At 44.3% G+C, this 25,827-nt stretch carries 18 protein-coding genes; 6 read left to right on the plus strand and 12 right to left on the minus strand.

What is annotated here, in order from left to right:
- Positions 1 to 66: 66 nt before the first annotated feature.
- Positions 67 to 1,293, minus strand: coding sequence for a molybdopterin molybdotransferase MoeA (locus N39L_RS09960; protein ID WP_006617846.1), 1,227 nt, complete (start codon positions 1,291 to 1,293; stop codon positions 67 to 69).
- A 106-nt stretch (positions 1,294 to 1,399) separates the two neighbouring features.
- Between N39L_RS09960 and cobO the strand changes: the two genes are divergently transcribed.
- Complete coding sequence (cobO, locus tag N39L_RS09965; protein WP_006617847.1) at positions 1,400 to 2,014, plus strand: cob(I)yrinic acid a,c-diamide adenosyltransferase; 615 nt, start codon at positions 1,400 to 1,402, stop codon at positions 2,012 to 2,014.
- Positions 2,015 to 2,038: 24 nt separating this feature from the next.
- A complete protein-coding gene (gene ureG / locus N39L_RS09970) occupies positions 2,039 to 2,638 on the plus strand; it encodes an urease accessory protein UreG (RefSeq protein WP_006617848.1) in 600 nt (199 codons plus the stop codon).
- A gap of 405 nt (positions 2,639 to 3,043) precedes the next feature.
- On the opposite strand, the gene N39L_RS09975 is transcribed toward ureG, so the two are convergent.
- Positions 3,044 to 4,456, minus strand: coding sequence for a family 10 glycosylhydrolase (locus N39L_RS09975; RefSeq protein ID WP_043468184.1), 1,413 nt, complete (start codon positions 4,454 to 4,456; stop codon positions 3,044 to 3,046).
- Between the two features lie 155 nt (positions 4,457 to 4,611).
- Here N39L_RS09975 and N39L_RS09980 point away from each other — a divergent pair, with 155 nt between their 5' ends.
- The gene (locus tag N39L_RS09980) at positions 4,612 to 5,034 is read left to right on the plus strand and encodes a hypothetical protein (protein WP_006617850.1); all 423 of its coding nucleotides are present in this window, start codon (positions 4,612 to 4,614) and stop codon (positions 5,032 to 5,034) included.
- A 475-nt stretch (positions 5,035 to 5,509) separates the two neighbouring features.
- Here N39L_RS09980 and N39L_RS09985 read toward each other — a convergent pair whose 3' ends face one another.
- Positions 5,510 to 10,306: a calcium-binding protein gene (locus tag N39L_RS09985; protein WP_014275112.1), complete on the minus strand. Its 4,797-nt coding sequence runs from the start codon at positions 10,304 to 10,306 to the stop codon at positions 5,510 to 5,512.
- Positions 10,307 to 10,511: 205 nt separating this feature from the next.
- Between N39L_RS09985 and N39L_RS09990 the strand changes: the two genes are divergently transcribed.
- Both N39L_RS09990 and N39L_RS09995 read left to right on the plus strand, forming a co-directional pair.
- Positions 10,512 to 15,848 (plus strand): PAS domain S-box protein, encoded by a 5,337-nt coding sequence (locus tag N39L_RS09990; protein ID WP_014275113.1) that lies wholly within the window; start codon positions 10,512 to 10,514, stop codon positions 15,846 to 15,848.
- Positions 15,849 to 15,882: 34 nt separating this feature from the next.
- Complete coding sequence (locus tag N39L_RS09995) at positions 15,883 to 17,112, plus strand: lipid-A-disaccharide synthase-related protein (RefSeq protein ID WP_014275114.1); 1,230 nt, start codon at positions 15,883 to 15,885, stop codon at positions 17,110 to 17,112.
- On the opposite strand, the gene galE is transcribed toward N39L_RS09995, so the two are convergent.
- The 9 genes from galE to N39L_RS10040 form a co-directional block, all read right to left on the minus strand.
- Positions 17,109 to 18,107 carry a UDP-glucose 4-epimerase GalE gene (gene galE, locus N39L_RS10000; RefSeq protein WP_014275115.1) on the minus strand — a complete coding sequence of 333 codons (999 nt, stop codon included), beginning with the start codon at positions 18,105 to 18,107 and terminating at the stop codon, positions 17,109 to 17,111. The genes N39L_RS09995 and galE overlap by 4 nt on opposite strands.
- 26 nt (positions 18,108 to 18,133) lie before the next feature.
- Entirely contained in the window at positions 18,134 to 18,511 is a 378-nt protein-coding gene (locus N39L_RS10005) for a V-type ATP synthase subunit I domain-containing protein (RefSeq protein ID WP_014275116.1), read from the minus strand.
- A gap of 76 nt (positions 18,512 to 18,587) precedes the next feature.
- Positions 18,588 to 19,193, minus strand: a complete 606-nt coding sequence (locus N39L_RS10010; RefSeq protein WP_014275117.1) for a fasciclin domain-containing protein — start codon at positions 19,191 to 19,193, stop codon at positions 18,588 to 18,590.
- Between the two features lie 503 nt (positions 19,194 to 19,696).
- Entirely contained in the window at positions 19,697 to 20,128 is a 432-nt protein-coding gene (locus tag N39L_RS10015; protein WP_014275118.1) for a DUF29 domain-containing protein, read from the minus strand.
- Between the two features lie 171 nt (positions 20,129 to 20,299).
- Complete coding sequence (locus N39L_RS10020) at positions 20,300 to 21,103, minus strand: MBL fold metallo-hydrolase (RefSeq protein ID WP_006616981.1); 804 nt, start codon at positions 21,101 to 21,103, stop codon at positions 20,300 to 20,302.
- Positions 21,104 to 21,149: 46 nt separating this feature from the next.
- Positions 21,150 to 21,758, minus strand: a complete 609-nt coding sequence (locus N39L_RS10025; RefSeq protein ID WP_006616982.1) for an anthranilate synthase component II — start codon at positions 21,756 to 21,758, stop codon at positions 21,150 to 21,152.
- Between the two features lie 3 nt (positions 21,759 to 21,761).
- Positions 21,762 to 22,274: a diacylglycerol kinase family protein gene (locus tag N39L_RS10030; RefSeq protein ID WP_006616983.1), complete on the minus strand. Its 513-nt coding sequence runs from the start codon at positions 22,272 to 22,274 to the stop codon at positions 21,762 to 21,764.
- An 82-nt stretch (positions 22,275 to 22,356) separates the two neighbouring features.
- Complete coding sequence (gene ybeY / locus N39L_RS10035) at positions 22,357 to 22,917, minus strand: rRNA maturation RNase YbeY (protein WP_014275119.1); 561 nt, start codon at positions 22,915 to 22,917, stop codon at positions 22,357 to 22,359.
- 28 nt (positions 22,918 to 22,945) lie between these two features.
- A complete protein-coding gene (locus tag N39L_RS10040) occupies positions 22,946 to 23,140 on the minus strand; it encodes a DUF3285 domain-containing protein (RefSeq protein ID WP_014275120.1) in 195 nt (64 codons plus the stop codon).
- 317 nt (positions 23,141 to 23,457) lie between these two features.
- Here N39L_RS10040 and N39L_RS10045 point away from each other — a divergent pair, with 317 nt between their 5' ends.
- The gene (locus N39L_RS10045) at positions 23,458 to 24,654 is read left to right on the plus strand and encodes a caspase family protein (RefSeq protein WP_014275121.1); all 1,197 of its coding nucleotides are present in this window, start codon (positions 23,458 to 23,460) and stop codon (positions 24,652 to 24,654) included.
- Positions 24,655 to 25,827 lie beyond the last annotated feature (1,173 nt).

Consider the following 25,827-nt stretch of genomic DNA (forward strand, 5'->3'; position numbering starts at 1 on the left):
GTTGATACTTCCCCGTTCAATGAGAGATGTAAGGGGGGTCCTGTGAAACCAAGCAGACCGAAAATCTCAACGGACTTTGAGAATTTGGACAAATTCCCCGGCTTGAGTGCAGGTCTGACCGACTGGAAGCATAGCGAGGGCGTTGGTTTGGGCGAGGTTAATCAGGTTTCCAGAGTTTTGACTTCCTGGGGCGAGGATAAATTGGGTTTCGCCATTGACCGATCGCAGATTTCCCCAAAGGTAGGTTTCTCGCTTACCCCCCGATCGCAATTCGGTTGACGATCGCACTGGCCACCACTCTGGTCCCCAAAACTCACCCGCGAGTCCGCTTCGTTTTTTCAAAGCCGGTTGGACAAACCGCCAGCAGGTGACTAAGGCTGACACGGGGTTTCCGGGTAAACCAAAATACAAACAATTGGGAAAGGTCGCGAAGGTGAGGGGTTTTCCGGGTTTGACGGCTACTGAGTTGACCAGAATTTCCCCCCCAAGGTCAGCGAGAATTTGACCAACATAATCATAATCCCCGACGGACACTCCCCCGGTTGATAATACTATATCAGCGGTGAGTAGGGCTTTGGCGATCGCAGTTTTGAGGGCTTGGGGTTCATCGGGAATAATCCCTAAAATAAGGGGTTCTGCGCCCATTTGCATCACCCAACTAGCTAAAGCATACTGATTAGAGTCTACTAGCTTTCCTGGGGCTATGGGATGCTCTGGGGGGATTAATTCATTCCCGGTTGATATCAATGCTACCTTGAGTTTAGCATAAACTGGGACCGACACACATTTGGCGGCGGCTAAAACTGCGATTTCTGCAACTCCTAAGCTAATTCCCGGAGGTAGCAGAGGGTCTCCGGCGCGACTATAGGACCCCTGATGACGCACAAAGGCTCTCAGTTGGGGGGTGGTTAGGATTTTGATGCGATCGCCATCAGGTTGGGTATCTTCCTGAATTACAATGGTATCAGCCCCAGGAGGTAAACAGGCTCCGGTAAAAATGCGCGCGGCTTGTCCGGGGGCGATGGTTTTTTGGGGACAATATCCGGCGGGTATTTCTTCTATGACTTCCAAGGTAACAGGATGTTCGGCGCTACTGTGGGCGACATCAGCATAACGGACAGCATAACCGTCCATGGCGGAGTTATCCCAGTGGGGGAAGTCTAATTCACTGGTAATCGGGGCGGCGAGAATGCGTCCGGTAGCCTCGGATAATTTGACGAGTTCTATATGTTGTTGGTGGGGTGGGGCTACTTGTTCTAAAATAATTGCTTCTGCGGCTTGGGCTGATAACATACAATCTCACCATGGGGATTTATGGGTTTTCCTGTCAATACTCTATAGCAGCTTTAGCCGCCTCTATGCTAGAGTTAATCATATCTTACTCAGTGATGCGATCGCTATGGAAACTACGGGTTTGACGGCGGAACAACACCGCCAAAAAATGCAGCGCCGCAAGGAAATTCAAGACCAGCGGGTAGCTGATAGACAGGTGGAAAAGGGTTTGATTATTGTCAATACTGGCAATGGGAAGGGTAAAACTACGGCTGCTTTGGGGATGGTTTTACGATCGCTTGGTCATGGCTATAAGGTGGCGATCGTCCAGTACATCAAGGGCGCATGGGAACCAGCAGAAAAGGCGGTTTTCAGTCTCTGGCCGGAACAATTACAGTTTCATGCTTTGGGGGAAGGTTTTACCTGGGAAACTCAAGACCGCGATCGCGATATCCAAAGGGTTCATGAAGCCTGGAAACTTAGTCTATCTTTAATTGAAAATCCTGAGATTAAGTTAGTCCTTTTAGATGAAATTAATATTGCGATAAAATTGGGATATCTCACTGTAGAAACGGTTTTGGAGGGTTTGGACAAGAAACCTCACGACTCCCATGTGATTTTGACGGGTCGTGGGGCTCCCCCTAGTTTGATAGAACGGGCGGATCTGGTTACGGAGATGACTTTGGTTAAGCATCCTTTCCGGGAACAAGGGGTTAAGGCTCAACCGGGTATCGAGTTTTAAGTTATCTATAATCAGGGGAATTTAATGAGTCCTTTTCGAGTGGGAATTGCTGGACCTGTGGGGTCGGGTAAGACGGCTTTACTTGATGCACTGTGTAAAGCCTTGCGCGATCGCTTTCAAATGGCTGTGGTTACTAATGATATTTACACCCAAGAAGATGCTCAGTTTCTGATGCGATCGCAAGCCTTAGAAGCCGAGAGAATTATCGGCGTGGAAACGGGAGGCTGTCCCCATACCGCTATCCGTGAGGATGCTTCGATTAATCTTAGTGCTATTCAAGAGTTGGAGTCTACTTTTCCTAATTTGGATGTGGTGTTTTTAGAGAGTGGTGGCGATAATTTGGCGGCGACTTTTAGCCCGGAATTGGTCGATTTAACTCTCTATGTTATTGATGTGGCGGCGGGTGATAAAATCCCCCGCAAAGGTGGACCGGGAATTACTAAGTCGGATTTATTGGTGATTAATAAGATTGATTTAGCTCCCTTTGTGGGGGCGGATTTAACCGTCATGGAAAGAGATACTAAAAAGATGCGCGGAAATAAACCTTTTGTCTTTACTAATCTCAAGGAAAAGCAAGGATTAACTACTATCCTCGATTTTATTCAGTCTCATATCATTAACTGACCAAACCTTAATATCTATACCACATCACAGACACCTATAGGCGATCGCCTCCCCCCTATTATTGGCTCAAAAAGTTAAGTTTTGCTAATACTTCCAGCCAGATAATTTTGATGTTCCGAACGACATTAAGAATTAATAAGTTTTTATTGAAAATAGCTCGCAAAAGGTTGACGAAATCATAGGGGTTCTGGTATCCTAGAATAAATCGCACCCAAGGGATTACTGTGTCTATACGCAAAAAAAGGCGCTGAAACCCTTATTATAGCGCCCATACAAATATTTTCTGGCTAAAAAATATAATTCACGAATCACGAGTTTTGGGTAAGTAAGGGACGGCCAAAAATCGACCTCTTGACAAAAACGACATTTTGTGCATATCCCCAACCAACCCAGAATTGAAGTCGGTTAGCGAATAGAGGCGCGAATAGCAGGTTGAGGAAACATAGACTCAAAACTATGCTGTCGTTCTGCGAGGGGTTCGGCGGCGTGGTCCCAGAGACTTTCATAGAAAAAGAAAGCGACACCGAATTGGCGATCGCGGGCGGCGCGAACCTTGGACTGGATGAAATTGATAGGAACTGGTCTAGTTCTCAAACCGGTGAGAATACCAACGCCGGTAGAAATCTTGTTTTGTGCGGCTTTCATTTCCGGGCGGTTCAACTCAGTAATAAAAAAGTCCAATTCATCCCGATAAACCTGCACGACCAACTCATCAACAAGACCATCTCTAACCCAAGTAACCCAATCCTGTAAATGACCGTTATAGGCGATATGATAAGGGTTGGGACTAACGGAAATAATGCTATGAGGTTTTTTGGCTTTAATAGCGCGGTGCAATTGTCTCATAAAAGCGGTGATTTTATTAGCACGCCAACGCACCCAGGCGGGGTCTTGGGGGTTACTAGGTGGGGTGCGATTAGTCTCTCTTTGATAAAGAGAAATGGTATAAGGGTCATATCCAAATGCACTAGGTAAACTGGTATGGTCGTCAAACTGTACGCCATCAATATCGTAGTCTGTAACGACCTCTACAATTAAATCAGTCATAAACTTCTGGACTTGCGGGTGAAAGGGATTTAACCAAACCACTTCCCCGGCGGCGCTCATGGAAGTTTTAGTTCCATTTTGCTGTTGAGTGAGCCAGTTGGGATGTTTTAAAGCTAACTCGGAAGTGGGGGGAGCCATAAAACCGAATTCAAACCAAGGAAGCACTAATAAGTTATGACGATGAGCGCGTTCAATTAAATCAGCGAGCATATCTTGTCCTTGGAAACCTCGGCGGACAAAAGGCTGAATTCCTGCTTCTTTAACTACAGAACTTTTATAGGTGACATAGCCAGAGTTCCAAACCACTGGATAAATTGTGTTAAAATTGAATCGGGCGAGTTTGCTGACTGCTTCTTCGAGTCTAGGCTGATTCATTAACACATCTGTATCATTGGTGGTCATCCAAACGCCGCGAATTTCGGTTTTGGGAATTTGGGGAATGGGTGGGGGGGCGATCGGCGGTTCGGGAACTGGTGGAGGTATATCAGGAACTGGTGGGGGTGTAATGGTTTCCTCAATAACTGGTGCGGGAGGAGGCGTGATGGTTTCCTCGATAACTGGTGCGGGAGGAGGTGCAATGGTGGGCTGTGGCGGCTCTAGGGGTAGGGGTTCATCAAGAATTTCTGGGGGAAGTAGGGGTAAGTCGGAGGGGGTCGGTGGTGTCCGAAAAGCTGGCGGGAGTGCGATCGCTGGAATTTGTATGACAGCAATTAGGCTGACCAAAAATAAGGCAATGAGGAAACTGGTTTTTTTGACCAAGGTTGATTTCATGGTTGTAGTTTGGAGCAAACGATATTAAGTTAGTTAAGCTAAATTGATGTGATGGTTATAATTGCACTTTCGGGAGTTTAGCAGAAAATTGGAGGTCTGGGATCTAATCTCAAGGCATAGCTGCTAATTTGATAATTTGAGGAGGATTTGAGATGATGGCTAATTTTTCGAGACTATTGTGGCTCCTACCAATTGTGACTATTACGGCTGGGGTCGGTTCTGATGGCATAGCGATCGCCTCTAATGGAACTATACAAGAAAATGCGATCGCTCAACGGCGGCTCAGGGCTCCCTTTTTTGAGGAAACCCAAGACCCTGGGTTTACTAACACTTTTCTTGGGGATGCTTTAGGGGGTGTTGCTAACCCCTTAGAGAGTAGTGGTGGTGATAGCGTAGAAACCATTAACATGGGATCTGATTCCCTACAGACCATACAAAACAACGTCAATAGGAGTCGGGGAGACTTGAATGGCGGTCTATCTCCTGGTAACGGAATTGATTCTAGAGTAACTCCAGGTAATGGCAGAATACCCACAGGTAGAGGTATTTTTAGGTCTTTACCCCCTTCTAGTCGCTAAAAATTAATTGATAATAAACCATGATGTAGGGGCGGGTTCTGGTGTCAATCTTCAATTCCCAGCGACAATATTGATAAACCCGCCCTCTGGCCGGTTGTGGTGTCAATCTTCAATTCCCAGCGACAATATTGATAAACCCGCCCTCTGGCCGGTTGTGGTGTCAATCTTCAATTCCCAGCGACAATATTGATAAACCCGCCCTCTGGCCGGTTGTGGTGTCAATCTTCAATTCCCAGCGACAATATTGATAAACCCGCCCTCTGGCCGGTTGTGGTGTCAATCTTCAATTCCCAGCGACAATATTGATAAACCCGCCCTCTGGCCGGTTGTGGTGTCAATCTTCAATTCCCAGCGACAATATTGATAAACCCGCCCTCTGGCCGGTTGTGGTGTCAATCTTCAATTCCCAGCGACTCCCAGCGACAATATTGATAAACCCGCCCTCTGGGAGAGGGGGGTAAGGATAAGGATAATCTTAGAAAATCAGAATTGAGGAATCATCTCTTACTGTATCTGAGATATTGGGGAAAGCACCAGATTCGTCGGGGGTAAACTGAGCAATAATAGATCCTCCCCCGAGTCCGTCAGCATTACTATCATAGATTAACTGTCCGGTTAGTCGTTCATAAATAATTACAGGTTGCGATACGGGTAGGGTATCGAGTAGGGTGTCAGCTTCGGTGAGTGTATCAGTGACCACAAATAAGGGGTCAGCCAAGATAAACTCATCGTTAAACTGTAAAGTATCGCGACCGGGGACAAAATCGGTAATCAAATCAGAGGCTGATAATAAGACATCATTAGTAGAGGAGTAGAGGAAAACATTATTTCCTCCCAAACCTGTGAGAGTATTACCACCAGACCCTCCGACTAGGGTATCATTACCAGGACCACCGATGAGAACATCATCGCCAAGACCACCTATAAGAGTATTATCACCAGGACCACCAACTAAAGAATCATTACCCTCATTACCCAATAGCAGGTCATTACCGAAGGCGCTACCTAGAAGAGTATCATTACCAGGACCGCCAATTAAAACAATAGGACCTAAGTGACCGGCGAGAAAATCATCACCTGCATTACCATCAATGGTGTCCACTGTTGCGATACTAACGCTAACCAAAGCGGAGGCGGTATTTCCTAGGGAGTCTTGTGCGGTATAGGTAAATTGACCACCAAATGGTCCTGGGAGAAGGGGGATAAACTCAACGGAGGTATTACCTGGGAGAATATTAACTTGTCCTCCGCTGACACCACTGATGCTATTAATGGTTAATCCACCGACGGGACTATCATTGTCTAGTACAGGAATTTCAATGCGGTTTAAGCTGGTGCCCTCTGCGAAAATAGTATCATTTCCGGGAGTACCTATTACGAGACTAGGGGTGGTAGCAAAGTTGGGGTTAGCGATTAAAGAGTCATCAACAAAAGTTTCGTCGTCGTCGGGAGGTGTCAGTGTATCTGTGGTGGTTCCAATGAGCAATATATCATCAATAGATAATGGAGGATTACCGATAAGTGTAGCGACGGTTACGGGGGGTTGTACTCCTGAAGCGTCGGGGTCATATATGAGGGTTCCGGTTTCTAATTCATAGGCGAGAATGGGGCTGCTAATGGTGCCGAGATTATCGGGATTCAATTCTCCGGTTTCGAGGAAAATAAATTGTTCAGGACTGAGGCTATTTTGGGGGGTAGTACCTATTTGAGTGAAGCGGAATTGATCACGGTCAAATAAAAGGCGATCGCTTCCGGGGGTAAAATCAACAATTAGGTCAACTCCTAAATTAATTTGATTAGGAGATAGATAAGCAAAGGTATCGCTTCCTTCACCACCGACGAGGGTATCATCACCAGCACCACCAATTAAACAATCATTACCAAGATTACCAAATAGGGAGTCATTACCATCAGAACCAATGAGGGTATCATCTCCTAAATTACCATCTATGGCGGTGAGAATATTAACATTAACGGGAACTCTAATTAGATTTCCTTGGGAGTCGATCGCTTCATAACTAAAACTGCCAATATTTCCGCCGGGGAGGGTGGGAATAAACTCGGCGGCTGTACCGCCTTCTAGGATATTCACATTTCCGCCGATTAAATCGGTGATGGTATTTATGACGGCGGGGCGTTCATTATCAGAAGCGGGAATGGTGACGGGAACCCCAACAAAGTCTACAGCATTGATGGTATCAGAAACGGCGATCGCATCATTTCCGGGAGTACCATTAATTAAGGCGAAGGCGGTGACATTTCTAGGGTCTTCATCTGTAGGATCATCATCATCTATGTCTGGTAGGGTATCATCTCCGGCTATACCAATCAAGATGATATCGTTAACAGATAGGGTAGGTGTTCCTTGTAAATTAGCAATAATTTCGGGGGGTTGTGTTCCTGAACCGTCGGGGTCATAGATGAGGTTTCCGGTCTGTAATTCATAGGCGAGAATGGGACTATTTATGAGGCTGAGATTATCTTGATAAGTTCCGGTTTCGACGAGAATAAATTGTTGAGGACTCAGGCTATTTTCGGGGGTAGTACCTATCTGAATAAAGCCGAATTGCTCCCGGTCAAATAAGATGCGATCGCTTCCGGCTTCAAAGTCCACAATTAAATCAGTTCCGGTAGTGATTTGACTGCGAGAAATATAGGCAAAAACATCATTTCCAGCACCTCCAAATAAGGTATCATTTCCGGCACCTCCAAAGAGGGTATCATCTCCATCATCTCCTAATAGGAAATCATCACCCTGTCCGCCATAGATAATATCATTACCAGAACCTCCATATAGCAGGTCATTTCCCAGACCGCCATAGAGTACATCTTCACCACTACCACCGACTAGGGTATCATTACCACTATCTCCGAAAAGGGTATCATCGCCGGCTTCTCCGAATAGGGAATCATCACCCTGTCCGCCATAAAGGAGATCGGGTCCTGAACCACCATAAAGGAGATCATTGCCGCCGCCACCTTTGAGGGTATCGGCACCACTACCACCGACTAGGGTATCATCGCCTGTTTCTCCGAACAAGCAATCATTACCCGCGCCGCCATAGAGGAGATCGGGTCCTGAACCACCATAGACTACATCATCACCATCTCCACCGGAAAGGGTATCGGCACCACTACCACCGACTAGGGTATCATTACCACTATCTCCGAAAAGGGAATCATTACCCGCGCCGCCATAGAGGAGATCGGGTGCTGAACTTCCGACCAAAACATCATCGCCACCTAAGCCGTTAATACGGGTGACGGGAAGGATATCGATAAATACATTAGCACTATCTTGGGTGTTGCCATCACTGGCGGTATAGGTAAAGCTGGCTTGGGTTCCGCCTGGTAATGTGGGGGTAAATCTGACAATGGTGTTATCATTGAGTAGAACTACGTCGCCGCCGGTGATGTTGCTGACGCTGCTGATAAATAGACCTGTCTCAGGACTATCATTGGCTAAAACTGGAATTTCGACGGGATTAAAGGGTTCTGGTGCGATCGCAAAAATGGTATCATCAGAGTCGCTGCCGTTTATTTCCTGGGGAGTGGCGGCGCGAACTTCTCTGGCGATGATGTTGACGGTTTCGGGGCGAGCCAATGAAACGGGATCAACTAGGATAATATCATTGGGGGATAGATTGGGGATGCTACCATCTTCTGATTGTAACTGTGCGATCGCTATGGGTGGAGAGGTTCCCAAGCCGTCTATGTCGTACTCGAGAAGTCCGGTAGTGGTATCGTAAAGGAGAATGGGGATTTCTGTATCTTCGGGTAGGGATTCTCGATTGGTGGTAAACTGTTGGGGGTTGAGGGTTTGGGTGTCGCTATTGAGAGCGGATAAACCAAAACCACCTTGGTCTAGGGATTGACTTTGAAAAACTAGGCGATCGCTATTTGGTGTAAAGTTTAAGATGCGATCGGGTTGCGTTCCCCTATCATTAGGAGACAGGTAAACTAAGGTATCATTTCCTGTCCCAGCGGTGAGGGTGTTTACGCCAGCACCACCTTCTAGCCAATTATTCCCGCCACCACCAGATAAGCAATCATTCCCCTCGCCCCCAAATAAGGAATTATTACCAATACCCCCCAACAGGGTATCATTACCCGCGCCGCCATCAAGGATATTATCTCCTGAGCCGGCTTGTAGGAGGTCATCCCCTAAACCCCCAAATAGAGAATCATTACCAACACCCCCCAACAGGGTATCGTTACCCACGCCGCCATAAAGGAGGTTATTACCTGAGCCGGCTTGTAGGCGATCGTTTCCACCTTGACCAAAGAGGGTATCATCACCAGGACCCCCTAAGAGGGTATCGTTACCACTTCCCCCTAAGATAGAGTCGTTTCCGGGGCCGCCGTCCAGGGTTTGGTCGAATTGATCACCAATTAGGGTATCATTTCCATCTCTCCCTTGCATGGCTGTTACTGGCCGAAAATTAATGGTGGCGGTAGCAGTAGCAAATTGGTTGTGGCGATCGCGCAATGTATAATCGAAGCTACCAAAACCGCCAAGGGAGGTTGTATCGGGGATAAATTCTACTCCGACTCCCCCAGGGAGAATGGTAGCACTGCCGTTATTGACATTACCAATATTAGTGATAACTTTTTCGTCGCTAATAAGATCTGGCGGTAGGGGTATAGTTAATCTGGGTTGTGCGGCTTGGAGAAAATCATTATTTTGTGTACTTACAACTAAGGTGGGGGTTGAGGTGATAATGGGGTCAGCAATTAGAGTGCTAAAATAGGAGATTCTAATATTATCTATGGCTAATTCGGTGGCTTCGGAACCAATGGCAATAATTCCGGTGTTAGGAGGTAGGGTGGTACTAAAGCGCAGAAATTCGTTAAAGGTTTCTCCGGGGGTGGAAAATAAAACGCCACTCCCTAGAGAATTGCCTTCTCGGTCAAATATTTCGACGATATGTTCTCGGTTAGGGGAGGTATAGAAAAAGGAAAAGTTACCCCATCCTATACCTGATGGTGATAAATTTCTGAGGTCAATGGTAATGCGATCGCCTGTGACTAACTCATTGACTTCTATCTGTTCGGAATCTTCGGCATCTTCGGTGTTAATAATCGCCTCGGCATAGGATATAACCGTGGTACCGGGGGGGGAAGTTCTGGTAGCATTAAATAAGCCTTCTCCCTCTTCATCAAGGCTAACCAAAGCTATGGCATTGGGGGAAAATCTCACCCCATCGATTGTGCCAATGGGTGCAAAGTTTCGAGTTTGGAAATCTTCAAAATCAAAAAATAGTTCCCGCATTTTATTGGCTTAAAAAAATATATATGTTTGCTGATAATTAACCTAAGTTAACCCCTGGGGGATTACCTTATCACATTTAACCGACTTTGGCAAGGGCTCCACCTCAAGATTAAGTTAATTGGTTGACAGAAAGAGTTATTGAACTTATAATTGAGAGGTATATAGAGCAGCAGTTTATCAATAGCAAGCCCGGTAGCGAAAAACAATGGCAAGCAACTCATCATATACGCCGACAGAATTAGAAAGCGCGATTATTAGAGAGCCGTTATTAGTAACAGTAGAAACAACGGTGAGGGAAGCGATCGCGCTGATGAGTGAAAGTCGCACCAGTTGTAGTATATCATCAAAAGCCAGTGTTCTATTAGAGGAAGTTTATGGAGAGGCGCGTTCCAGTTGTGTCTTGGTAGTAGAAGGGGAGCAATTAGTAGGTATTCTGACTCAGGGAGATATCATCCGACTCTGTACAGAAAAAAGACCCTTAGAGCAGTTATTGGTAGGGGAAGTCATGACCGCCTCAGTATTAAGCTGGAGGGAGTCAGAATTGAGCAACTTTTTTGAAGTGATTGATTTGCTGAGGAAAAATCAAATCTGCCACCTACCGCTAGTGGATGATAGCGATCGCCTAGTAGGGTTAATAACCCATGAAACTCTGCGTTATATTAGCCACCCCATAGACCTGCTGAGATTACGAACGGTAGAAGAGGTAATGACAACAGAGGTTATTTGTGCTAGTCCTGAGAGTAACCTGCTAGAAATTGCCTGTTTAATGACACAATACCGGGTCAATTGTGTAGTTTTAGTAGAAACCGATTTCGTGAACAATTCAACGGATGTCAATGTTCCGGTCGGGATCCTGACCGAGGGAGATATTGTCAAGTTTAATACCTTCTGCTTAGACTTAGAAAACTATAGCAGTCAACAGTTAATGAGTACCCCAGTGTTCTCGGTAGCAAAAAATGAGAATCTGTGGAGAATTCATGAGTTGATGTCATCCCAATATATCCGGCGAGTTCTAGTGACAGGTTCCCATGGTGAACTGTTAGGGATAGTGACCCAAACCAGTATGCTAAAAGTGCTAAATCCTCTGGAACTGTATAAAATGACGGAGATTTTAGAGGGTCGCATATCGGAGTTGAAATTAGAAAAAATTAGGCTTTTAGAAAATCAGGCGCACCAGCTAGATGAGCAGGTCAAAAAACGGACTTTAGAACTAGAACAGGCGCACCATAGAGAACAACTGGTATTTGAGATTACCACCCGGATTAGGTCTTGGTTAAATTTACCGGAAATTTTGGATGAAACGGTTAAACAAGTCCGCATTTTGTTAAATTGTGATCGGGTGTTAATCTACCAATTTAAGGCAGATTTTAGCGGTGATATCGTAGCGGAATCAGTAGTCGAACCCTATACATCCTGTTTCGATAAAAATATTAAAGATACCTGTTTTGAGGACAACCTATCAATCTATCAAGACGGAGATATTTTCGTAGCAGCAGATATTGATCAGGTGGGATTAAGTGAGTGTCATTTATCTCTGTTAAAACAATTGGAAGTGCGAGCGAATTTAGTAGTTCCTATTGTTTTATCTAACCATGAAGCGGAAAGCCCATCTCAGAGTTTGTGGGGTTTATTTGCGATTCATCAATGCAGTAATACGCGGCTGTGGTCATCAGAAGAAATCCAGATGGTGCAACAGTTGGCGCTACAGGTAGCGATCGCTATTCAACAAGCGATCGCCTACGATGAATTACAAAAGGAACTACAAGAACGCCAAAAAATTCAAACCTATTTACAAGAAACAGAAGAACGTTATGCGACTCTGACAGATTTAATCCCGGTGGGAGTTTTTCGGACGGATAAGGAGGGTGATTGTATCTATGTGAATGAGGAATATTGTCAGATGACGGGACGTATTCCTGGGGAAACAATTGGTTTATCTTGGCAAATTTCTGTACATCCTGAAGATAGCGATCGCATTAATGAAGCCTGGAAACAGACTCAAGCAAATCATCACCCATTTAAGGAAGAATATCGTTTAGAAGCCGGGGAAAATCAGTTGTGGGTGTTTGGTCAAATTGTCCCGGAATTTAGTGTAGAAGAAACAGTAAATGGCTATGTTGGTACTATTACAGATATTAGCGAACAGAAAGCGGCACTTTGTGAACGGGAAAAAGCGGAAACCGCATTACAAGATCTTAATCAATCTTTAGAAGCGACGGTCAAACAGCGAACCCAGGAACTTTCTCACCTAAGCGATCGCCTACAATTAGCGATTAAGTCAGCCCAAATGGGAATTTGGGATTGGGATATTTCTCAGAATCATCTAACCTGGGATGATCAGATGTATAAAATTTATGGAGTCTCACCTTTAGAGTGTCCCCAGACAGTGGAATTATGGAAAAACTCCCTACACCCAGAAGACGCTGAATTAACTCAGGCAATTTTACAGGAAAGTCTGCGAGGGGAAAGGGAATTTAATCCAGAATTTCGGATTGTACGTCCTGACGGTTCTATAGTTTTTATTAAAGCAAATGCTCTAATTATTCGCAACCCCGAAGGAGAACCTCAAAGGATGATCGGTACTAATGTTGATATTACCGAGAGTAAACAAGCCGAGTCCGACCGCCAACAATTACTAAGGGAGTTATCAGATCTAAAGTTAGCCATAGACCATTCAGCGATCGTCGCTGTTACTGATGCTAGTGGAGTGATTACCTACGCCAATAATCGCTTCTGTGAAATTTCCGGTTATTCCCAGGAAGAATTAATCGGTAAAACCCATCGTATCATTAACTCAGGATACCATCCCCATAGTTTTTTCACGAATTTATGGCGGACTATTTCTAGTGGTAAAGTTTGGCATGGAGAAATTTGTAATCGCTCTAAAAATGGTTTTATTTACTGGACGGAAAGTACCATTGTTCCTTTTTTAAATTCCCAGAAAAAAGTCTCTCAATATTTAGCTATTCGCTTTGATATTACCGCTCGTAAACAGGCGGAAGCTAGACTATTAGACTATTCCCATGAAATTGAAGACCTATATAATAAGGCTCCCTGTGGCTATCATTCCCTCGATGCTGAGGGTCGCTATGTCAAGATTAATGATACGGAACTGCAATGGTTAGGATACTCGCGTGAACAATTACTTGGGAGACGTTTAGCAGATTTTCTCACCCCTGAAAGTGGAGAGATATTTGAGAGTAATTTTGAGTTATTTAAACAGCAAGGATATCTCAAAGATCTGTTGCTGGAGATGATTAGTAGTAATGGTCATGTTTTCCCGGTACTATTGAATTCTAGCGCCGTTTATAATCCCCAAGGTGAATATCTTTATAGTCGTTCAACTTTATTTGATATTACCGACCTAAAATCGGCGCAAATAGCCTTACAAAAAAACCATAATCTCCTCCAGTCAATTACTATCGCACAATCCCAGTTTATAACATCCGAAAATCGCCTAACTATTTTTGAGGGTTTACTTAGCAGCTTGCTAACTTTAACTGATAGTGAATATGGCTTTATTGGCGAGGTAATGTTCCGAGATAATGGGGGAGCAACCATGGAAGAAACTTTCCTCAAAATTCGGGGAGTTCCTTATCTAAAAACCCATAGCATAAGTAATGTGGCTTGGGATGAAGCCACGGAGAAATTTTATCAAGAAAACCATGAAAAAGGCATGGAATTTGATAATATGAATACCTTATTTGGGGCGGTAATTATGACCGGGAAACCTGTTATAGCTAACAGTCCTAGCAGCGACCCACGCCGGGGAGGGACTCCTAATGGTCATCCGCCTTTAAATAGTTTTTTGGGGTTGCCGTTTTTTAGCGGTTCTACCATGGTGGGAATAGTGGGAATTGCCAATAAACCAGGTGGCTATCATGAGGAAATGATTGATGATTTACAAGCCTTTTTAGTGACCTGCGGCAATTTAATTGAAGGGTATCGTTTACACAGGAAAAGAAATGAGGCGGAAGAGGCTAAGAAGGCGGCTGAACAGGAAATTGCTAAACAGTTGGCGAGTATTGAAGCGGCGGGGGATGGTATTGGCATTGTTCAGGATGATTTGTATCAGTATGTAAATCACGCTCATTTGGTTATGTTTGGTTATTCTGAACCTGAAGATTTAGTGGGTCATAGTTGGAGAAAAATCTATTCTCCTACAGAAATTCAACGCTTTGAAAATGAGGTTTTCCCGATTTTAATGCGCGATCGCTACTGGACTGGAGAAGCGATCGCCACTCGTCAAGACGGGACGAGTTTTGCGGAAGAATTATCTCTGACCCTAACGGAAGATAAGCTGTTAATTTGTGTCTGTCGAGATATTAGCGATCGCCGAGAAACCGAAGCCAAACTGCGCCAGACTAATCAGGAATTGATGCGCGCTACCCGTCTGAAAGATGAGTTTCTCGCCAATATGAGTCATGAACTACGCACCCCCCTTAATGCTATTTTAGGAATGACCGAGGGTATGCAAGAAGAGGTATTTGGTACTTTAGGCGATCGGCAAAAACAAGCATTACAAACTATTGAACGCAGCGCCAGCCATCTCCTGGAATTAATTAACGATATTTTAGACCTGGCTAAAATTGAAGCCGGGGAAATGAAACTAGACCTTAATTATACTTCGATTCGCCCCCTGTGTCAATCTAGTATAGCTTTTATTAAGCAGCAAGCCTTTAAAAAAGGGATTTCCATTAATGTACAAATTCCCCAAGCCTTACCAGACTTATATATTGATGAACGCCGCCTGCGTCAAGTGTTAATTAACCTCCTCAATAACGCGGTTAAATTCACCCCATCCCGAGGTAAAATCAGCCTGGAAGTTAAGTTACAGCCACCCCCGATAGACAGCGATAAATCCCGAGTCCGTTTTGCTGTGATTGATACGGGAATTGGTATTAATGAAGAACAATTATCAAAACTGTTTAAACCCTTTACTCAAATTGATAGCGCTCTCAACCGTCAATATGAGGGAACAGGTTTAGGATTATCCCTAGTTAAACGCATTGTAGAAATGCACGGAGGTACTGTTAATGTGATTAGTAAAGTGGGGTCAGGAAGTCAGTTTATTTTTGAGATTCCTTGTGATGATATCTTAATCGGAACTAACACCCCCCATCTATCATCTAATACCTCGGATTTCCTGACGAAAACTGAAGATGTGGCTCAAGTTTCTCCCCTGATTTTAATTGCTGAAGATAACGAAGCTAATATCATGAGTTTGTCGAGTTATTTGGGTGCTAAAGGCTACCGTTTAATTATTGCTAAGGACGGTCAACAGGCGATTGATTTAGCACAATCAGAATCTCCTAATTTAATTCTGATGGATATTCAAATGCCGGGAATAGATGGCTTAGAAGCAATTAACCGTATCCGCCAAATCACCACCATGTCCCAAGTGCCAATTATTGCCTTAACTGCCTTGGCTATGACAGGCGATCGCGAAAAATGCCTAGAAGCTGGCGCAAATGATTATGTAGCCAAACCCGTTAAATTAAAACAACTCAACGCCAAAATCCAGGAAATTTTAGACTTATAATTGGAGACTTATAATTGATGCAGCATTCAGGAATATGAAACTATTGTGTTTAAGTAATGGTCACGGGGAAGATATCATCGCTGTCAGAATACTGCAACATCTGCGAAAACGAGTTAATAACCTAGCCGCTTTACCCTTAGTAGGGGAAGGGAAAGCCTATCAGCAATTACCGGATATTCCGATTATTGGTAGAGTCCAAAAAATGCCCTCTGGGGGATTTATTTATATGGACGGTTCCCAACTCCTGGGAGATTTAAAGGGGGGGTTATTACAGTTATTATATTCCCAGGTGCAGACGGTGCGCCAGTGGGGGAAAGAGGGGGGATGTATTTTGGCGGTGGGGGATATTGTACCCCTATTTTTAGCCTGGTTAAGTGGCGCAGAATATGCTTTTGTGGGGACGGCAAAATCTGAATATTATTTGCGGGATGAAAACGGCAAGTTATCTCGCCAGTCCTGGTGGCAAAAATGGGAGGGGTGGTCAGGTTCGGTATATTTACCCTGGGAACGTTGGTTAATGACTCATCGTCGTTGTCGGGGGGTGTTTCCCCGCGATGGACTGACGACGGAAACTCTGCAAAAGTGGTCAATTCCGGCTGTTGATTTGGGTAATCCGATGATGGATAATTTGGAACCTGGGGGAATTATTGCGCCGTCGCCACCAGGTGTGTTAAACTTGACTTTATTACCGGGTTCTCGTAGTCCAGAAGCCTATGAGAATTGGCGGTTAATTCTAGCAGCAGTATCGCAGCTAAAAATATCACCCCTCCGGTGTTTGGCTGCGATCGCACCTAGTTTGGATTTAGACCCCTTCTGTGAGGTCCTCCAAGCTACTGGGTGGGATAAAGTGCATGGTCATAGCAGCAAGGAACAACAATTGTTTCAGCGTGGCGATGATATCACTATGGTGCTGACCCGTGAGGGGTTTAATGATTGTCTCGACCTGGGAGATATGGCGATCGCCATGGCGGGGACGGCTACGGAACAGTTTGTCGGTCTGGGAAAACCAGCGATCGCTATTCCCGGAAAGGGTCCCCAATTTACGCCAGCTTTTGCTGAAGCACAAAGTCGCCTACTCGGTCCGTCACTAATTCTCGCTGAAAATCCCCAAGCAGTGGCAGGAGTGGTGCGATCGCTTCTACAGGACCCCCCACAACTAGCCACTATTGCCGTTAATGGTCGCCGCCGTCTCGGTGAAGCCGGGGCAGGCGATCGGATTGCTGACTATCTCATATCAAAAATTTTCCCAAATGTCAAGGGTTAGCCATGACGTTTTTGATGCCACTGCCAAGCATGGCTAATGATATCGTGAATTTGGGAATATTGAGGATTCCAGCCTAAGATTTGCTGGGCTTTTTCGCTAGTTCCCACTAAACTGGGGGGGTCTCCGGGGCGGCGATCGCATTCTACCGTTTTAATCTCTCGTCCCGTGATTTCCCTGGCGCTTTCAATCACTTCTTTAACCGAGAAACCCTTACCATTTCCGAGGTTAAAAAACTCAGTTTTCCCCCCCGAAAATAGATGTTGTAACCCCAAAACATGAGCATCTGCTAAATCACTCACATGGATATAATCGCGGATACAAGTACCGTCAGGAGTCGGATAATCAGTCCCAAAAATAGAGATATGATCCCGTTTTCCTAGGGCTGTAAATAACGTGAGGGGGATTAAATGAGTTTCCGGGTCGTGGTCTTCTCCCAGTAATCCATTGGGGTCAGCGCCAGCAGCATTAAAATAGCGAAAACTGACCGATCGCAAATTATAAGCCGCGTCAAAATCCGCCAAAATTCGTTCAACCATTAGCTTACTCGCGCCATAGGGACTAATGGGATTTTGGGGGTGGTTTTCAGGAATCGGAATAATTTGGGGAACCCCGTAGGTCGCACAGGTAGAAGAAAACACAAATTTATCAATTCCCGCTGAGTTCATCGCCGCCAAAAGGGTGAGAGTTCCCACCACATTATTACGATAATATTTCTCAGGATTAGTTACCGACTCTCCCACATAAGCATAGGCGGCGAAGTGCATTACCGCGTCAATTTTCCGGCTAGAAAATAGCTGATCTAATAAAAGGCGATCGTTAGTATCTCCCTCGATTAATTCCACCTTCAGCACATTTTCCACCAATTCTTGATGTCCGTAAACCAAATTATCAAGAACTATCGGATTATAACCCGCCCGTTGCAAAGCCAACACCCCATGGGAACCAATATAACCCGCCCCTCCTGTAACCAAGACATTTAGCTGATTTTCAGACACTGTTAAACATCCTTTAACTGATATTGTCAATCTTCTAGGACTCGGGAGGAAACATCAACCGCCTTAACATCAATAGTCCCTGGTGGAGTAAGGCGGGTAAAACGTCCCTGTTCAATTTGAATAGGTTCACCACAATTCGGACATTGACATTGAGTCTGATTTAGGGCTATAAACTCATGGGAACAGACCGGACAGGAATCCTCAATCAAATTCCGGTTTAGCCACCAACGCGCCCCAAACACTAAAATAATGGGGGTGATGACAGCCAGACCAATCAGAATGAGAATCGAGTTTACCAGCCAGCCCAAACCAACTGAGGCTAGTAAACCCATGATCCCTATAACAACGATCCAATTGCCAATTCCTGACCATTTCAATTGTAGGGTTGGTCGTTCCTGGTTCACAAAATCATCTCCTTGAGAGTTCAGGGCTGCTATTGACCATCAATCTAGCCTCACCCCATTGTAACACCAGAGCCGATTATTTTGTCAAAATCATTAATTGCTCAATTACCTGAATTAAGCCATTTTCTGTCTGAATATCAGAATCAATACTATGAGACCCTTCAACTGTGATAGTTTCCGAACCCACCTCCACCGGAATCGACAAATTTTCCTGAGTTGTTAAATATCTATAGATTAACTCCTCCGAGGTCATGGCATCGCTGTCATATCCATCATACCTCATAATCCTAATTAACTGTTCGATATTATTTCCTTTGAGGAGATTTTCTAAAACCGTCCGGGGGAGTTTAGAAAAGGCTTCATCCGTGGGCGCTAAGATAGTAAACACACCATCTTTTCGGAGAACATCCATTAATCCCGTCAGTCTTAACACAGTGGCTAAGGTACTAAAACGACCATCATTTAGCAGTAGATTAACCACATCTTGATTAACAGCCCGTCTAACGCGATCGCTCGGAAATTGGGCAAATTCCCCCAGATTTTCCGATTCCCAATTAAACTGTAATTCTGGGGAACTTTCAGCGATCGCCCTCCCAGTCCCCACCGACATACTGAGAACCATTCCCATTCCCAGACACACAGCAATTTTTCCCAGATAATTCGTGCCACTACAGATAGCCATATTTTTCACTCCCCAATGAAGCTGATAGTTGATTAATCCATTCTAGTCATCATTACAACAATTATTTCCCCGGTCAGGGATAATTGTCTGCACCCCACCCTGAAAATCTCCACCATTAGCCGAACTATTAAAATTATAGCTCATCACCCCCCATAGTCAACCCATCATCATTAAGCTGGCTCCCAGTCAAGGTTAAAGTGTCGCTATTAACATTCCTAATAGTTGTATTAGTCATCACATCAAGTCAGTTATCAACGGGAACAAAATCGCAGTTATTAACGTCCCCGCCACAGTCTGTAAGGTAGGGCGGGTTTATTCATCAAGTCGTGAGGATGAGAATTGCCAGCAGAACCCGCCCCGACAATTATTAATTATTAATTAATGGGGTGAGGGCTGTAATTCCCCTGTGGGGTAGGGCGGGTTTATTCATCAAGTCGTGAGGAATTGAGAATTGCCAGCAGAACCCGCCCCGACAATTATTAATAGAAGCCATATTACCTTTATTAATAGCTAGATTCTAAAGTTTCCTCTAAACTAAACGGCGATTCCTTTGGCAAAAAATTTAACTTAATTCCTGTTTCATCGGACGCTTTTAGACGTGCTTTTTGATAACAATCTTTAAATAATGCTGAAAGTAGAGGTTTCAAACTGGGACTGTCTTCTAACAAACCTTCAATAAAAATGCGTTGTTCTGTCATGGTGCTGCGCCAACTCTCACTCCGTTTGGTGGGTTGATAGTACCATTTTAATAAGTGCATTAATAACACAATTAAACGGCTTTTTAATTCCCGTTTTTCACTTCTTCCCATACTTTCAATTTCTTCAATCAAATTGGCGATATCAATTTGAGTAAATTGATTTTCTTTTAACTGTTCAGCCGTGATTTGTGTCCAGAGGTAAAAATCTTCTTCATATAAATTATTTGATGTTTTCATAGAATACCCATATCCTTGGCGATCGCTCAACCTGCCATATAGCAGTTGCTCAAGTCATAAACTACATTCCGAAGCCCCTTTCTGGGAGAGTAATTACCCGGTGAGGTAGGGCGGGTTTATTAATCAGGTCGTGAGGATGAGAATTGCCAGCAGAACCCGCCCAGACAATTATTAATTATTAATTGATGCCGAACTATTAAAATTATAGCTCATCACCCTAATAGTCAACTCATCATCAAGCTGGCTGCGAGTCAAAGTTAAAGTGTCGCTATTAACATTCCTAATAGTTGCATTATTCATCACATCAAGGAAATTATCAACCGGAACCAAATCGCAGTTATTAACATCTGCAGCCAGAGTTTTATAGTGGGTAGGAATCACCAATCTAGGATTGAGGGAAGCAATTACCGCCGCCGCTTCCGTGGGAGTATAAGCCTTCGGACCTCCACCCACAGGAATTAACAACAAATCCGGGCGACCAATCAAAATCCTTTCTTCAATATTAATAGGTCCTGCTAACCCTCCCATGTGCAGAATTCTGATGCCACTCTGAGTCCATAACCAGGCGACATTCTGACCAAATCTGCGACCTTGTTCACGGTCTTTAATAGTGCGAATACCCTGAATTTGGGTACCATTAAATTGATAAACCCCCGGTTCATATAATAGCGCCGGATTATTAGGAAACCCATCAATCGACCCTTCATCAAGTAAGCGACTGCTAATTAACACCAGGTCGGTCTCTATTTTCGGGCTACCAAATCCGGCGGTACATCCAATTTGTCGAAACGGATTTACCAGTATCCGCAAACCCTCCCCAGTAAACAGAAAACTGGTATGTCCAAGCCAGCGAATAGTCAAGTTAGATTCATTGGGTGTCTGGGCTTGGGAAACCTGCCACCGCGCCCCCAAACCGCCAGCCAAGGTAACTAGGGCACTGGTTTTAGCTAGGTTGATAAACTGTCGCCGTTTCATAGAAATTATATGACCAAAATATTACCGCAAATTTACCGCAAATTGATTAGCTTTCAACTGCCATTAACCGACAACTGTTGAGGAAGTTCTTTAGTAAAGTTTTTCCCGCAGTTGTTAAAATGCTTTCCGGGTGAAATTGTACACCCTGAATATGGGAATAATGGCGGTGTTGAACCCCCATAATTGTACCATCATCCACCCAGGCGGTAACTTCTAGGACTGACGGACAGGTTTGGGGGTCTATGACTAAACTATGATAGCGCGTCGCGGTAAAGGGGTTCTCTAAATCGCGAAATATCCCCTTGCCATTATGATGAATGGGTGAGGTTTTGCCGTGCATCAACTCTGGGGCTGAGATAATCTTGCCACCGAAGGCTTGACCGATGCTTTGATGTCCGAGACATACCCCTAAAATCGGTAAAGTCTTGCCTAATTCTCGGATAATGGCTAGGGAAATTCCGGCATCTTCTGGGCGACCGGGACCGGGAGAAATGACTAAACCATCGGGTTTTTTCTGTCTAATTTCTTCAACGGTGATGCCATCGTTTCGGTAAACTTCTATGCGATCGCATACAGGGTTTTCTGACCCTAATTCCCCTAAATATTGCACCAAGTTATAGGTGAAACTATCATAGTTATCAATAACAATTATCAATGTCTATACTCCTTGCAGCCAAACTTGCATCGCCGTTAACAAAGCTGGCAAAATCAGCACTCCCGCCACCAATAAAGCCGCCAAAGACGAGATTAACACAGCACCCGCCGCGCAGTCTTTAGCAATGCGTGCCAATTCATGGTAGGACTTTCCTACTGTTAAATCAACCACCGACTCAATAGCTGTGTTTAACAATTCTAAAGCCATCACCGCGCTGATAGTTAAACCAATAATAGCAATTTCTACAAAGTTAAGATGCAACCAGAAACCGAGACTGACCGCTAAAGTCCCTATGGCTGTATGGATGCGAAAATTTCGCTGGGTCCTGAATGCGTAAGCCACACCATTCCAGGCGTATTTAAAGCTAACCAATAGGTTATTGGCGATCGCCCAAGACTGAGATACTCGGTGGTTGGTGGTTTTAGTCTCTGGGGGGGTAGGAATGTAAGCGTAGTTGGCGGACCTAGTTACTAGGGGGGTGGGAAGTGCCGAAACACAGGTTTTTTTAGGTTTCATGGTTGGGTATCCTTAAATCAGCATTCAAGAGAAGTATCAGGATTTCTGATCAATTCTGGGTGCAATGTAGCACAATCGTGGCTTAGTTCAGATTTTCTTCCGAGTCCCAGGCGTAACCTGAACCAATTTGTAGGTTAACCTTCTGTAAGAGGGCTTTTTGTTGCTCCAACATTCGAGTTAAACTGCGATCGTCGGGATGATCCCACCCTAGTAGGTGTAATAAGCCATGACTCGTCAACCATGCTAACTCGGTTGTAAGGTTATGTCTGGCCTGTTGTGCCTGTCTAAATGCTGTTTCGACTGAGATGATTATATCCCCAAGATAGCAGGGATGCAATGAGAGGTGTTCTGCTGGCATCACAAGGCTGGTTTCTAGGGCGGCGAAGGAAAGTACATCTGTAGCCTGGTCTAACTGCCTATATTGGGCGTTAAATGCCTGTATTTCCCTATCGTCAGTCAAACGCAGACTAAGTTCATATCCCTTAGCTGGGGGTAAATACGGATCAAGTTGTTGTAACCACTGCTGAAACCATGATTCCCAGGTTTCAGATGCGATCGCCTTTTCTCCTCGTCCCCCAGAAGTCATAGACTCTCCATCTTTCCCAGACCAGAAATTATCTTCAATATTAACTTCTAACTGCACCTTCTCACCCCCCTACAGCACTTAATGTTTAACGGGTAAGATAGGCGAGACCCACCAGCAGGCCAATTAGACCCATAGTAGTCAAGAAAAAGTGAAATAGGGATTTTGAACCTTTCCTAACCATATTCCGCATTGCCAGTTTAACATAACTCGGTTGCGGTTCAGTAGCCGAAACCGGAGTTTCTGGGTTAGTAGTTTCATTCGTAGTAGTCTGGTTAGTCATGGTCTAACGTTAAAAAATTCAATTAGTGAGTTGTCACCAATTGTAAGCCATATTCGGAATTTCACAACTCCGGGGATACCCCCCACCTATCCCCCAGCCCCTCATCATCAAGTCTCTACCACCAAAATATCAAATTTGATTAATAATTGATGATAGTTATATCTGGATAAAAGCAGTTATAATAATTTCCGCACCAACAGTTAAACCAGTTGAACCACCTTACCCCCATAAGTTACCCATTTTATGATGTTGAATCATAATCTTGGTTTCTCATGTGTATATTCATATAACTTTATGGAAATATCCCAAGTAAAGACATGAATAATTCCACTCGCCGTCACTTTCTGCAATTCCTAGGTGCAGCCCTAGCCACCCTAGGAATTGACCCCGTTTTATTTCACCGACAAACCCAACGCCATCGCCAAGTCTTAGCCCAGAGTACCTCCCGCAAACTCGCCTTGCTAGTGGGAATTAACAGCTATTCCCAACATCCCTTAATCGGCTGTATTAACGACATATATTTACAGCGAGAACTACTCATCCACCGCTTTGGTTTTCACCCCCAAGACATCTACATATTAGAAGACAAACAAGCCACCAGAGACGCCATTTTAACCGCCTTTGAAGAATACTTAATCAAACAAGCCAAACCCGGAGATGTCGTAGTTTATCACTATTCTGGGCATGGTTCTCGCATTTTTGACCCCCAACCCATTTTCCGAGAAGTAGGAAGTACCCAACAACTCAACGGAACCTTTGTTCCCGTCGATAGTGATTTACCCCCTGGATATCCTAACACACCAGGAAGCGTCAAAGACATTATGGGGCACACCTTATTTTTATTAATGTCCGCCTTACAGACCGAAAACGTCACCGTTGTATTAGATAGTTGTTTTGCCGGAGGTGCCACCAGAGAAGCGCGAGTCCGGTCTCGTGATGGTGGTCAAAACGTCCTAGTTTCCGACTCTGAAAGAAGCTATCAGCAAAAGTGGTTATCACGCCTAAATATGTCACAGGAAGAATTTGTTAACGGTTACCGCACCGGAGTTGCCAAAGGCGTAGTATTATCAGCCACAGCCCCCCACCAACTAGCGAGGGAAGTTAATGTCAATGGTTTTGACTGCGGCTTATTTAGTTATTTATTAACCCATTATATGTGGAATTCTGATAGTAATATACAACAGATATTTACCAAAATCATCCCCGAAATTCCCAAAAACTTCTATCAACAGCCCCGTTATGAAGTCAAAGTAGGTAGTGGTTATCAACTTCAAACTCCTTATTTTATCAATAATCCGAACCCGCCAGCCGAAGCAGTTGTTACCCAGGTAAGTGGTAGTAACGCCCAATTATGGTTAGGGGGGATTGATTTACGAAATGTCAGCAGTGGCACAATCTTAACAGGGGTAAATAGTACAGGAAAAGTCCGAATAATTGACCGGAATGGCATAGTAGCACAAGCCGAAATCCAGGAACCAGTAACCGTAGGGACCCTATTGCATCAGGGCAGTTAATAGACTTATAACCTTCATGTATCCATTATCCCCCTGTCGCCCTCACCCAGCTTGATTCGTAGCTTAATTCGTAGGTTGGGTTGAGGCACGAAACCCAACATTATGGCTGGCTTCTGTTGGGTTTACGTCGTCAAATAAAGCTAGATTGTGATGCTTTCACTGCACTATTAATTATGCTCAAAAAAAACCAAGTAACCCATGATTAAACCACATAAATTCATCAAAATCGGATTAACAGCAGTCACCTTATCAGTGATTCTAGGGGAGTCAGTAGTGGCGACCTCATCACAGCTTTATTCGTAGGTTGGGTTTCGTGCCTCAACCCAACATTATGGCTCAAATCGCGGGGATTGACTTACTCAAAAAAACCCAGATTTTCTAGCTTTTACTTTTCCATAAATTGTCTGCAAAAATAAAGGAATGAACCCATGATTAAACCACATAAATCCATCAAAATCGGATTAACAGCAGTCACCTTATCAGTGATGCTAGGGGAGTCAGTATTGGCGACCTCATCACAGCTTTATTCGTAGGTTGGGTTGAGGAACGAAACCCAACATTATGGCTCAAATCGCGGGGATTGACTTACTCAAATAAACCGAGATTTTCTAGCTTTTACTTTTCCATAAATTGTCTGCAAAAATAAAGGAATGAACCCATGATTAAACCACATAAATCCATCAAAATCGGATTGATAGCAGCCACATTATCCGTGATGCTAGGGGAGTCAGTAGTGGCGACCTCATCACAGCTTTATTCGTGGGTTGGGTTTCGTGCCTCAACCCAACATTATGGCTCAAATCGCGGGGATTGACTTACTCAAATAAACCCGGATTTTCTAGGTTGTAATTTTCCATAAATTGTCTGCAAAAATAAAGGAATGAACCCATGATTAAACCACATAAATCCATCAAAATCGGATTGATAACAGCCACATTATCCGTGATTCTAGGGGAGTCAGTAGTGGCGACCTCATCACAGCTTTATTCGTAGGTTGGGTTGAGGAACGAAACCCAACATTATGGCTCAAATCGCGGGGATTGACTTACTCAAATAAACCGAGATTTTCTAGCTTTTACTTTTCCATAAATTGTCTGCAAAAATAAAGGAATTAACCCATGATTAAACCACAGCAAATCATCGAAATCGGATTGATAGCAGCCACATTATCCG

Origin of the sequence: Limnospira platensis NIES-39 (assembly GCF_026000695.1) — a bacterium.
In the GTDB taxonomy this organism is placed as follows: Bacteria; Cyanobacteriota; Cyanobacteriia; order Cyanobacteriales; family Microcoleaceae; genus Limnospira; species Limnospira platensis.

Coding starts and splice junctions, on each gene's coding strand:
- N39L_RS10045 (WP_014275121.1), top strand. CDS start 23,458: ATGAATAATTCCACTCGCCGTCACTTTCTGCAATTCCTAGGTGCAGCC.
- N39L_RS10020 (WP_006616981.1), bottom strand. CDS start 21,103: ATGAAACGGCGACAGTTTATCAACCTAGCTAAAACCAGTGCCCTAGTT.
- N39L_RS09995 (WP_014275114.1), top strand. CDS start 15,883: ATGAAACTATTGTGTTTAAGTAATGGTCACGGGGAAGATATCATCGCT.
- N39L_RS09975 (WP_043468184.1), bottom strand. CDS start 4,456: ATGAAATCAACCTTGGTCAAAAAAACCAGTTTCCTCATTGCCTTATTT.
- N39L_RS09990 (WP_014275113.1), top strand. CDS start 10,512: ATGGCAAGCAACTCATCATATACGCCGACAGAATTAGAAAGCGCGATT.
- cobO (WP_006617847.1), top strand. CDS start 1,400: ATGGAAACTACGGGTTTGACGGCGGAACAACACCGCCAAAAAATGCAG.
- N39L_RS10015 (WP_014275118.1), bottom strand. CDS start 20,128: ATGAAAACATCAAATAATTTATATGAAGAAGATTTTTACCTCTGGACA.
- ureG (WP_006617848.1), top strand. CDS start 2,039: ATGAGTCCTTTTCGAGTGGGAATTGCTGGACCTGTGGGGTCGGGTAAG.
- N39L_RS10030 (WP_006616983.1), bottom strand. CDS start 22,274: ATGAAACCTAAAAAAACCTGTGTTTCGGCACTTCCCACCCCCCTAGTA.
- N39L_RS09980 (WP_006617850.1), top strand. CDS start 4,612: ATGGCTAATTTTTCGAGACTATTGTGGCTCCTACCAATTGTGACTATT.
- N39L_RS10010 (WP_014275117.1), bottom strand. CDS start 19,193: ATGGCTATCTGTAGTGGCACGAATTATCTGGGAAAAATTGCTGTGTGT.
- N39L_RS10040 (WP_014275120.1), bottom strand. CDS start 23,140: ATGACTAACCAGACTACTACGAATGAAACTACTAACCCAGAAACTCCG.
- N39L_RS09985 (WP_014275112.1), bottom strand. CDS start 10,306: ATGCGGGAACTATTTTTTGATTTTGAAGATTTCCAAACTCGAAACTTT.
- N39L_RS09960 (WP_006617846.1), bottom strand. CDS start 1,293: ATGTTATCAGCCCAAGCCGCAGAAGCAATTATTTTAGAACAAGTAGCC.